Raw genomic sequence first — 12003 nt, 5'->3', positions numbered from 1 at the left:
AATCAGCAGTCCGGAAGAAGTGGCGGGGCAGGGGGATCAGCCACCTGAGCCATCTAGGGCAGCCAGCATGAAAACCATCCCTGCCCCACCCGCGCCGTCCCAGAGTCGCGAACTCACGGGACGCACTCAAGAAGGTAGGGCGGCATGACGGGCATCACACGATACGACGAGACCACCGTCGCCACGCTGCTGGACGCCGGCGCCGTCCTGCCGCCGGGCACGTCCGCGCGGGAGGACGCCGACGGCCTCACCGTGCGCACGTACACGCATCCCGCCCTGGACGACCGCCGGGTGGTCCGGCTGGTGCCCGGCACGCTCGGCGAGGCCGAGGACCTGGCGCTGGAGTTCCTCGGCATGGCCCGGGAGCCGGAGGCGCCCGAGGTCGGTCAGGTGCGCCGGGTGACCCTGGGCTTCCCGGCCTGGGCGCTGGTCAACGACCCGGCGAACGGGCACCACGCGCTCGCCCTGGTCAAGGACGTCGAGCGGCTCGCCGGGCAGGCCAAGTCCCGTCCGGGCACCGCGAAGGAGGGCTTCGAGGCGCTGGGCGAACGGCTGGGCCGGGCCGTGCCGCACTTCCTGCCGACGTTCTACGAGCAGGCCGCCCGTATCTTCCTCCAGCACGAGAACACCACGTACGCGGCCGCCTTCTTCGGCAAGGCCCGCGAGGCCGAGCGGGTGCACGCGCTCACGGTGGACGAGGAGCGACAGCGGGCGGTGTTCCTGGAGTTCGCCTTCGCAGGTGCGCTCACCGTCAAGGCGCTCAAGGAGCATGTGAAGGACCTCTCCCGGCGGCTCGACCCGGCCACGGCGTGGGCACAGTTCAGGCAGCTGACCGTGGAGCGCTGCGCGGCGGGCATGCCGCCGTACGCCTCACTGCCGCAGGACGCGCGCGGGCTGATCAAGGCGGCGGGTCTGGACCGGGCCACCGAGGAGTGCGCGTTCGTCGCCGATCTCATCGCCTCGCCCGCCGCCGTCCGCGCGCCCGCCTCGTTCTGGAACGCCTACCGCACCGTCCTGCCGGTCCTCGCCGAACGGCGGCCGGCGGTCCGCTCCCGGCTGCTGGAGATCATGCCGGCCGGGCTGGGCCGCGCGGTCGAGGACGACGAGTTCTGGCTGGACCTGCTCGCCGGGTGCGGGGCGGACCGGCTACTGACCGACGCCGGCGACGACTCCGCCGAGGCCGGACCCGCAGACGCCCCCGGCCCTGCCGACGCCGCCGACTGGCTGAGCCGGTGGGCCACGTTCCGCAAGCACGGCCGCTCGTACTCCCACCGCTCGCCCGCCACGCTGGCCCTCGTCGAGCGGATGGCCCCGCGGCTGGTGGCCGCCGGCCGGCCGGTCGACCTGTTCACCGGCCGCTGGCACGCGGGCGCCGATCTCGACCTGCTCGACCTGTGCGTGGCCCGGGGCGTCCCGCTCACGGTGCCCGGCGCCGACGTGCGGGTCCACCTGCCCGTCTCCGACTGGCTGAAGGACACCCGGGCCGGTCGCCGCGACCTGGTGGCCACCGGCGCGGACCGGCGCCTGCGGCGCCTGCTGCACCAGGCCTTGGACACGGAGAGCACGGGACACTCCGCCCGGCTCGGCTCCGCCGAACAGAAGAGCCTCGCCACCTATCCGGTGCTCTCCGGGGTGCTGCGCGAGTGGCTGGACGAGGCCGCCGATGACTACCTGCGCGCGGTGGGACTGCCCGGCGCGCGGGCCGCGCTCGACCGGCTGCGGCCCTTCCGGCCCGTCGCCGCCGAGGTCAACCCGGCCGCCGTCGCGCGTGTCGCGGGGCACGAGGTCGCTCCGCTGCTCGGTCGCACGCTGCGCGCGGGAATCCTGGACGAGCTGGGCTGGCCGGCACTCGAGGAGGCGCTGCGCCTGCTCGACGCCAAGACCCGCAAGGGCCAGGACGACACGCTCACCCACCACGACGCCTGGCCGGCCCTGATCGTCGCCCGCGGCGACCGGGTCGTCGTCGTCGGACCCGAGGAGGTGCTGCTGGAGCACGAACTGCGGGTGCCGCACGCAGCGGACCGCTGGCAGCGCCCCCGGTTCCGGTACGTGGACGGCGAACTGCTGGTGATGTGGCGGCAGGACAGCAAGCAGTACGGCTACTGGTCCGCCCGGGCCGCCGACGTGTTCGAACTCGGCGGGGACCAGATCCCCTCGTGGTGGTCGAGCAACGAGACGGTCGCCCCGTCGATCCCGCTGCCGGGCGGCGGCCGTGCCACGGGTGGCCGCACCCTGCACGCGGGGGACACGGTGCTGCCGCCGGGGCGTCACATCGCCGGGGACGGCACCGGCTGCTGGCGGCTGGGCGCGCAGGGCCGCGAGGCGGTCTGGCTGGAGTACGACCCGGCGACCGGCACGCACGGCCGGGCGTCCCTGCCCTCGCCGCTGCGGGCCGGCATCCGGGACGACGCCCGGCTGCTGCAGAGCCTCTGCGAAGTGCTGCCGCTGCAACCGGGCCTGGAGGGCAGCCCATTCGGCACGGACGGCACCGTGCTCGGCCGCTGGGTGCGCGCGGAGGGCGAGGGCGACACGGCCCGCCGCGCCGCGGGCACACCCGACGGGAGGACCGTGACCGTCCCGGTGAACGCCCCCGGGCAGGTGCCCGTGCCGCTCGGCGGGCTGCGGCTGCCCGGTGGCGCCGAGCCGGTCGCGGTGCAGTTCTTCCGGCACGTCGCCCTGTTCGCGCCGGAGGACACCGCCGCCACGGGCGAACTGGGCCGGGTGCTCCCAGGCACCGGCAGCAACGAGTATGCGGCGGGGACGCGGCTCCTGCCCCCGCTCCCCTACTGGCACGCCCTGCGTCCCCGGGACGAGCGGGGCTCGGCGCTGCTGCGCGCCCTCACGGACGGGCGCGCGGCCGAGGTGCTGCGCGCCGGTACCGAGGCGCTCGCACAGCGGCGGCAGGCGCTAACCGACGCCGGTTCCGACGAGACCGCCAGGTCCGCCGTCCCGCCCGCCGAGAAGGTCGCCCGCGCCGCAGTAGCCCGCGCCCTGCCCGACCTGACCGACGGTCCCCTGCTCACCGGCGTCGCGGCCCTGGTCCGCTCGGCACTGCGCGTCACGGAGTCCGCCGAGGTCTTCGCCTCGCCGGTGCGGGAGCGACCCCGGCAGCCGCGCAACCGCACCGAGGGCATGTTCGCCGACTACCGCCCGGAACACGGCCAGGACCGCGCCCTGCGCGAGGCCCTCGCCGGGATCACCGGACTGCGCGGCTGGTGGCACGGGGAGCAGTGGATCACCCTCCGGCAGATCCGCGCCGTCAACCACGTGCTGTCGGGCCGGCCCGCCGACGGCAAGCCGCTGCCCCTGAAGGAGAAGACCCACGCCCTCACCGGTGGCTGGCGCACCGACGACCACACGGTTCCCGACAACACCGCGGTGTGGCCGCCCCTCCTGAGTGCACTGCGCCCGATCGCCTACCGTGCCGTGTCCCCCGTGGTGGCCGACAGCCGGCGCGAACCCCTGCTCCTGCTGCTGGAGGCGGTGGCCGAGGGGCCGCTCGCGGAGGCCGACGGCACACTGCGGGAGATCGTGCTGAGCGAGCCATACGACCGGCAGGACCGCGCCGGCCAGGTGCTGCGCCGGGACGGCAGGACCGTGGTGATCCTCGGCTGCCAGAACATCGACTCGCGGCACGGCCGGGTCAACTGGCTGGCCCTGGACCACGACCCGTCCGGCGCGTTCGGCGCCGTCGCCCACTTCACGCTCGGCGAGGAGACCCGGCACGCCGCCACGATCTCCGCCCCGGACCTCAGGACCGTCACCCGCCTGGCCCGGGACAAGGGAGCGGTGCCCTGGCAGTCCGAGGCACCCGAGCGGCTGGTGACGGCCACGCGCGGCGGGCTGGGCCCGCTGCAGGCCACCGTGCTGCTCGGCGGCCTCGTACCGGAGCCGGACGCCGAGGGCATGGCCCTGCTGGGACTCAAGCCGCGCCAGCGGGACTTCGGCGTCGGCCGGCTGAACTCGCTCACTTCTGACGAGCGTTGGTCCCTGCTCGGCGCACTGCTGCCGGCGGACCCCGCGGACCTGTGGACCAGCGGTCCGGACACGGAGGCCGCGGGGCGGGTGTGGGCCGAGCGGCTCGCCTCGCTCGTCCGGGTACCCGAGGAACTCGCCGCCGACCTGACCGGCATCGGATACACGGAGGAGGTACTCAACCCGTCCCGGACACCCTGGCTGAGCCGCACCACGGTGCTGCGTCCCGACAAGGACGGCACCCTCGCGCCGGAGGACCCCTCGGCCGTACCCAGCCGGCACCAACTGAGCGCCGCGGTGACGTCCCTCGCCTCGCTGGCTTACGTCCTGCCGTACGCCCATTCGCTGCGCGCCGCCCTGCCGGAGGGGCTCGCCGCGCTGCGCCGCCGGCTGACCGACCCGGAACTGCTCCTCGGTCTCGACGTCGACTGGACCGAGAAGGGCGGTTCCATCGCGGTGGAACTCCGCAGGCTCCACGGCCTGCCCGAGTCCGGAGGCGGCGACGCGCACGGGCTGACCCGGATAGGCGACGCGATCGTGCTGCGCCCCTGGTACCGCGACATCGAGAGCGTGCAGGTCCGCCCGGCCGCGCTCACCGGCCCCGACGACGCCGTCCTCGGGCTGCTCGAAGGCCTGGCCGGCCCCGCGCGCGGCGACGGCCTGCGGACCCTGCACACCGTGCTCGGCGAGGAACTGGCGCGGGCCGTCACGGCAGGTCTCGACGGCACCGGCGGCTATGCGCAGGACCCCACCGTCTCCGTGCCCGCGCTGGTCGCCGAGATAGCCGCGGCCCACGGTCTGGGCGAGGACGCCGCGGCGCTCTACCTACAGTTGCTGGCGCTGCCCGACCCCACCGACCGCAACTGCGCACGCTGGACCGGCTGGAAGCCCGCCCGCCTGAAGCGGGCGCGGGCCGAACTGGCCGCCACCGAACTGGTCGTGGAGGCCCAGCGGCCGCGCGCCGGACGGACCCTGTTCCTGCCGGGCGGCTGGCGCGACCTGAAGTCACCCGCGCTGCCGGTGGAGACCTGGAAGGAGGGGCTGTACCCGGTCATGGGCCACGGCCGCACGCTCCCGCTGCTCCCGGTCCCGGAGTTGTTCGCACGGGCCTGGGCCCGTGTCGGGTCCGGTGACGCCCCGGCGTACGAGGAACTGACCACACGGGCGACCCGGAAGGGGCGGCGCCGATGAACGGCACACCAACGACCACTGTCCCGGCGGCCGGACCGGCCGGCTCGTGCTCTTCCGGCTCGGGTACGTCCGGCTCCGGCTCGTCCGGCTCGGGCACCGGTTCCCTCCGCACCGGTTCCCTCCGCACCGGTTCCGGCCCCACCATCCCCCTCCGCGCCACCCCGAAGGATCCACGCCGATGACCACCGCTCTCGCTCCCGACCCGATGCGGCAGATCGTGCCGCCCGAGGACCGGTTCGCCGCCGAACTGGCCTTTCTCGCCGCGTACGACAGCGGGCCGCGGCCGCCCGCGTGGCGTCTCACGCCGAGGGCCGTCGTCACGTTCGTCATGGGCAGCGGCGGACAGGCGCTGCGGCTGCCCGACGACGCCCGGGCGCCCGAGGGTGTGTCGCGCCGACTGGTGGTGGAGGGCAAGTTCGTCGGTGACCGGGCGCTGGTGGAGCGATGCGTCGTCACACTCGCCGGTGAGCGGGGACTGCTGCTCGTCGGTGAGCCCGGTACCGCCAAGTCCATGCTGTCGGAGCTGCTGTCCGCCGCGGTGTGCGGCACCAGTGGCCTGGTGGTGCAGGGAACGGCGGGCACGACCGAGGACCAGCTCAAGTACGGCTGGAACTACGCCCTGTTGCTCGCGCAGGGCCCCAGCCGGAAGGCGCTCGTGCCGTCTCCGGTGCTCACCGCGATGACCCGGGGAGCCGTCGCCCGCGTCGAGGAGGTCACCCGCTGTCTGCCGGAAGTGCAGGACGCGCTGGTGTCCCTGCTCTCCGAGCGGCGCATCGCGGTGCCCGAACTGGCCGGCACCGAGGACGCGTCGGCGCACGCCGCGCCGGGCTTCAGTCTCATCGCCACGGCCAACCTGCGGGACAAGGGCGTCTCGGAGATGTCCGCCGCGCTCAAACGCCGCTTCAACTTCGAGACGGTGGGCCCGATCCCCGACCTCGACGCCGAGACCGCGCTGGTCCGGGGGCAGGCCAGGGCGTCCGTGGAGCGGGCCGGGGCGCCGTTCCAGGTCGACGACGCGGTGCTGGAAGCCCTCGTCATCGCTTTCCGGGACCTGCGGGAGGGGCGGTCGGCGGAGGGCTGGGAGGTGGAACGTCCGTCCACGGTGATGAGCACCGCCGAGGCCGTGTCCGTGGCGGGCGCGCTCGGACTGGCGGCTGCCTACTTCCCCGGTGACCGCGACGTCCTCGGGCTGCTTCCGGGCCATCTGCTCGGTGTCGTACGCAAGGACGACCCGGCCGACGCGGCGCGGCTGCGCGGCTACTGGGACGGGCCCGTGCGGCGGCGCGCCGAGCAGGGCTCCGCCACCTGGCGCACCCTGTGGGACCTGCGCACGGTTCTGGAGGGCTGACGACCGTGCACCCCACATCTCCGGTTGCCACCGCCCCGCACGGAACGCCTGCGTCCGCCAACCCCACCACGCCGGAAGCAGCCATGGCGGCCCTCACCGCCCCGGGGGCGCCCTACCTGATCGGGGTGCGCCACCACGCGCCCTCCCTGGCCGCTGCCGTGCCGGCGCTGCTGGACGCGGCGGAGCCCGACGTGCTGCTCGTGGAACTGCCCGCGGAGCTGAAGGACTGGCTGCCCTGGCTGGCCCACGAGGACACCCGGGCGCCGGTCGCGCTGGCCGCCGCCTCCGCCGACGGGGAGACGGGCCCGGCCTTCTACCCCTTCGCCGAATTCTCGCCCGAGTTGGCGGCAGTGCGGTGGGCAGCGCGCCGGGACGTACCCGTGGTCGCCTGCGACCTGCCGCTCACGGACCGGGCATGGGGTGAGCGGCAGAGCTTCCCGCGACCGCCCTCGCCCCCCGGTCTCGTCACCGCGCTCCGCGCCCGTTTGACCGGGCGCCCCGGGGACGACCTGTGGGACCGGCTCGTAGAGGCCACCGCCCCGGGCTCTCCACCGGAGGCGCTGCGGCGGGCAGCCCTGCTCACCGGCTGGGCGCTGCGCCAGGACGCCGTCGCCTCGGCCGGCGTACCGGAGCTGGATCTACGGCGCGAGCAGTGGATGCGGTCCTGTCTGGCCGGGGCCACGGCGAACGGCGAGCGTGCCGCGGTGGTGGTGGGCGCGTTCCACGCCCCGGCGCTCCGGGGACCTCTCGGGGTGGAAGGCGCCGGCGACGGGGCCAGCGGTGGCCCGTCTCGCGATGCCGACGGCACCGGGCGGAGCACGGCACCGCGCCCGGTGTGGACCACGTCGCTCATTCCCTACACCTACGCGCTGCTGGACGCCCGGTCCGGTTACCCCGCGGGAATCCGGGACCCCGAGTGGCAGCACATGGTGCTCGAATCGGCGGGGGATCCCACCGCGCTGGACGACGTCCTGACCCGGGCGGCCGTACGGATCTGTGCGGAACTGCGCGCCCTCGGCCACCCGTCGGGGCCCGCGGACGCGCGGGAGATCGTACGGCTGGCCGGGGATCTGGCCCGGCTGCGCGGACTCCCCGCGGCGGGCCGGGGCGAGCTGGTGGAGGCGGTGCAGACGGTCCTCGCGCAGGGCGAGCCGTACGGCAGGGGGCGGGCCGTCGCGCGGGCACTGGAGACGGTGCTCGTCGGGACGCGGGCCGGCCGGCCGGCGCCGGGCGCGCCGCGCAGCGGGCTGGTGCCGGCGGTGGAGGCGGAACTGTCCGCGCTGGGGCTCCCGGGGCCGGCGGACAGCGGCCCGGGCTCGGCTCGGGACCTACGGCTCGACCCGCTCCGTTCCGGCCTCGACCGCCGCCGCGAACTCCTGCTGCGCCGGCTGACGGTGTGCGGCGTGCCCTACGCGGAGCCCAAGGCGGTCGCCGGCACGGGCGGCGCCGACGCCCTCACGTCCCGCTGGGAGGTGCGCTGGACCCCGGCCACGGCGGCGGTGCTGACCGCGGCCGGCATCCGCGGGGTCACCCCCGCCCAGGCGGTCGAGGGCCTGCTGCGGGAGCGGTGGCGTGACGAGCGCGACGAGGGTGGTCCAACCGCCGCCCAGACCCTGCGGGGCCTTGAGGAGGCGGCGGAATGCGGCCTGCCGGTCCTCACAGGCGAACGGCTCACCGACACCGCGAAGGTGCTGCCCGACTCTGGCACCCTGCCCGAACTCCTCGCCGGGCTGGCCCTGCTGGACCGGCTGCGGGCCGGTCACATCGCCGGGCTGGACGCCGACGAGCACCGTACGGCGCGGGCGGCCGCCGTGGCCGAGTCGCTCACCGCCGCCGCGGTGCGCCAAGTGGACGGGCTCACCGGATCCGAGGACCCCTCCGACGCCCGGGCCCTCCTCGAACTCGCCCACCGGGCCGACCTGGTGGGGGGTATCCGGCTGACCGACGCGCTGGCCCGGCTGGCCGAAGGGGGCTCCCCGCTGATGCGCGGCGCCGCGGGGGCCGTACGCGTGCTGCTCGGGCAGGACGATCCGCGGGCGTTCGGCGACCGGGTGGCGTCCTGGGTGGACGGCGCCCACGACACCGCGTCCCGGTCGGCGCTCACCGCGCGCCTCGCCGGACTGCTCACCGCGGCGGGCCCGTTGCTGGAGTCCGCGGCACCCGCCCTTGAGCCGCTGCTGAACCGGGTGGCGGAGCTGCCCGACCGGGACTTCCTGGACCGGCTGCCGGCGCTGCGCGGCGGATTCGACGCCCTCAGCCCCGCCGCCCGCGACCGACTCCTGGTCACCGTGGAGGAGCGGCTCGGCGCAGCGCGCCTGGCCGACACCGCCCCCGCCGACCCGCTCGCCCTGGCCAACTGGGCCCGCGCCGACCTCGCCGCACGCGAGGCTCTCGCCGCGCTGGGTCTGCTGCCTCCCGCATCCCCACAGGCACAGCTGGCTCCCCCCGCCGTCGAGGCCCAGGACCCTGGGCCGTCGTCCTCGCGGGCCGCGGCATCCGCCCGCACCGAACCCGCGGACCACGCCGGAGTCCCCGGCACCCCGGACGGCTCAACAGCCGGGCGCCACCTCGCCCCCGCCGACCGTTGGCGCCTCGTACTGGGCCGCCGCAGCGAGAAACTCCCCTCCACCGCACGTCCGTTGGCCACAGCGCTGGACGAGCTGTACGGCAGCGGGCGCGGCGAAGGAAGCCGGGGCGGCCTCGTCGGCTCGGGGAGCGGCGGCGGACGCGAGGCGCCGTATCCCGGTGTACGGGAGTGGTCGGAGAAGCTGGCCGCACTGTTCGGACCGGGCGTCCGGGAAGAGGTGCTGGCGGCGGCCGCCGCGACGGGCCGACAAGACGTGCTCGCCGAGTTGGAACCGGACACCGTACGGCCCTCGGTGGATCTGCTGCGCTCGGTGCTCCGCCACGCCGGCGGCCTGCCCGAGGCCAGGCTGGCGGCGCTGCGTCCCCTGGTCCGGCACCTGGTCGAGGCCCTGACCCGGCAGCTCGCCACCCGGCTGCGTCCCGCCCTACACGGCACCGCCCTGCCGCGCCCGAGCCGGCGCCCGGGCGGGGGCCTCGACCTACCCCGAACGCTGCGCGCCAACCTGGCGACGGCGCGCCGCACCCCGGACGGTTCGGTCCAGGTGATTCCGGAACGACCCGTGTTCCGCGCCCGGGCCAAGCGGGCCGCGGACTGGCGGCTCATCCTGGTCACCGACGTGTCGGGGTCGATGGAGGCGTCCACGATCTGGGCGGCGCTGACGGCCTCCGTCCTCGCCGGAGTTCCCACCCTCTCCACGCACTTCCTGGCGTTCTCCACCGAGGTCGTCGACCTCACCGGCCACGTCGACGACCCGTTGTCGCTGCTGCTGGAGGTCAGTGTGGGCGGTGGCACGCACATCGCGGCCGGACTGCGGCACGCCCGGGAACTGGTGACGGTGCCGTCCCGCACACTCGTCGTGGTCGTCAGCGACTTCGAGGAGGGCTTTCCGCTCGGCGGGCTGCTCGCCGAGGTCCGCGCGCTGGTCGGGGCCGGCTGTCAGGTGCTCGGCTGCGCGAGCCTCGACGACGCGGGCCGCCCCCGGTACTCGACCGGCGTGGCAGGGCAGTTGGTCGCCGCCGGCATGCCGGTCGCGGCCCTCAGCCCGCTCGAACTCGCCCGCTGGGTAAGGGAGAAGACCGTATGAGCCCGGGCCTGCCTCGGGTCGCCCCGTCGGTGACCGCCGAACTGGTCGCCGCGCTGTCGCCCCGGCTGCGCAAGCGTCTCGACGCGGGCGTCGCCAAGCTCGCGGACCGGCCGGTCGTCGACGACGGCGACACCGTCCGCATCGCCGTAGACGACAGCACGTACGTCGAACTCGACGCTCCCGGCGGCGCGGTGACGAGCGCGGACGCCGTGCGCTGCGGTTGTCTGCTGGCTCCGGACTGCCTGCACCGCGCCGCGGCGGCGTCGGCGGCACCGATAGCGGAAGAGGAACCCGCCGCCGGAGCGACGGCGGGATCCGACACGGCACCGCGCACGGGACCCCACACGGCATCGCGCACGGAACCGAACTCAGCAGCGGCCGCGGCCGGCTCCGGGAACCCCGAGACCGGCGGGCCGGACATACCGGCCGAGGCGAACGGACCGCGTGAGACGGCCACGCCCGAGCAGCGCTCCGCGGCCCGCGCGATCCACGTCGCCGCGAGCGCCGTGCTGGAGGCCGGCGCGGACGGTTCCGGAGCTGTGCTCCAGGCCGAGTTGCTGCGGGCCGGACACACCGCGCGACTCGCGGGGCTGCCCAAGGCCGCGGCCTCCGCCGTCTCCGTGGTCACCGCCCTGCGCGCTGCCCGCGGCGCCGACCCCGCATACCACCTGGTCGACCTCGTCGCGGCACTCCGCGAGGTGCTGTCCACGGCCCATCGCCTCCCCCGGGCCGAGGGGGCGGAATTGGCCGGGCTGCGCGGCAGCGTCCGGCAGCCGTACCGTCCGGACGGCTCACTGCGGCTGTACGGCCTCTTCTCCGAGCCGGTGCTCACGGCGAGCGGCTACGCGGGCGCGGTCACCTGGACCGCCGACGCGGAGGGCCGCCTGTACCAGGTGGCGGACGTGGCGCCGGGAGGGGCGGGCCGGGCGGCGGGCGCCGCGGACCGGGCCGTACGCGTCGGGGACACGGCCCTGACCCACCGTGAGCTGTCCCGGGCGGGGCTCGCGGTGTCGGGGGCCACGGTGTCGCCGACCGGGCGGCTCGGTGCGGGCGCCCGTGTACGGGCGGTGCGCGCCGCCGGTGCGGCCTGGCGCGCGGAGCCACTGGACCGGCTGTGGGCGGTGCCCGTCGCGGACCAGGTCGCGCGGGCCCTGAGCGAGAGCGGCCAAGACCTGCTGTTCATCGAGGTCACACTCGCCGGCGCGGTCCGGGAGGCGGCGGGTGACTGTCTGCTGGCCGATTGCGGCGGAGTTCCGCTGAGGCTGAGCGCCGCGCACGAGCATCCGGCGCTCCCGCACCGGGACAACCTGCGTCTGCTGTCCGCCGCGCGGGGCAGCCGGCTGCGGATCGTCGCCCGGCTCGCCCCGGCCTCGCATGCCCGCGCCCAGCTCCTGGCGAGCGAGCACCCGACCGTCGCCGGCACCCGGGTCGACATCGGCCTGGACAGGTTGCTGCGAGCGGACCTGCCGGCCGGGCGGCCGGGGGCACCGGCCGACGTCCTCGCTCCCGCGCCGGCCGAGGCGCCGGTGCACCTGCTGCGGCGCCGCGTCCACCAGGCGGCCTCGGGCGGCCGGCGTGCGCTGTCCTTCCCGGGCCGCACCGGCGCCGACGCGCGGCGGCTGAGCCGGGACGGGCTCGCGACGGCCGGCGACATCCTGGAGGAACTGAACGCGGCGGCCGCGGAGCGGGACCGCGATCAATTCGGCCGCCTGCGGCCGGCCGATCCGGACCGTTTCACCCGGGCCTGGCTGGCTGCGGCCCACTACACCGACGCGGTGGACCGTGCGCTGTGCGTGGCGGCCTGGGGCGGGTGAGGCG

Annotated in this window: 4 protein-coding genes; all 4 read left to right on the top strand. The window is 75.9% G+C overall.

Annotated features, from left to right (window positions below):
- Nucleotides 1–144 precede the first annotated feature (144 nt).
- The 4 genes from ABZ854_RS03485 to ABZ854_RS03470 all read left to right on the top strand — a co-directional run bounded on the left by ABZ854_RS03485 (nucleotide 145) and on the right by ABZ854_RS03470 (nucleotide 11999).
- Nucleotides 145–5166 carry a hypothetical protein gene (locus ABZ854_RS03485; RefSeq protein ID WP_361203498.1) on the top strand — a complete coding sequence of 1674 codons (5022 nt, stop codon included), beginning with the start codon at nucleotides 145–147 and terminating at the stop codon, nucleotides 5164–5166.
- A 178-nt stretch (nucleotides 5167–5344) separates the two neighbouring features.
- Nucleotides 5345–6514, top strand: coding sequence for an AAA family ATPase (locus ABZ854_RS03480; RefSeq protein ID WP_361203495.1), 1170 nt, complete (start codon nucleotides 5345–5347; stop codon nucleotides 6512–6514).
- A gap of 83 nt (nucleotides 6515–6597) precedes the next feature.
- On the top strand, nucleotides 6598–10185 hold the full coding sequence (locus tag ABZ854_RS03475) for a DUF5682 family protein (protein WP_361203492.1): 3588 nt from the start codon (nucleotides 6598–6600) through the stop codon (nucleotides 10183–10185).
- On the top strand, nucleotides 10182–11999 hold the full coding sequence (locus ABZ854_RS03470; RefSeq protein ID WP_361203490.1) for a hypothetical protein: 1818 nt from the start codon (nucleotides 10182–10184) through the stop codon (nucleotides 11997–11999). The genes ABZ854_RS03475 and ABZ854_RS03470 overlap by 4 nt, the downstream gene beginning before the upstream one ends.
- The last annotated feature ends 4 nt before the right edge of the window (nucleotides 12000–12003 follow it).

It is taken from the genome of Streptomyces sp. NPDC047028, assembly GCF_040644095.1.
Lineage (GTDB): Bacteria > Actinomycetota > Actinomycetes > Streptomycetales > Streptomycetaceae > Streptomyces.
The sequence above is the reverse complement of the archived record's forward strand: the minus strand, read 5'-3'. Positions and strand labels throughout refer to the sequence as shown.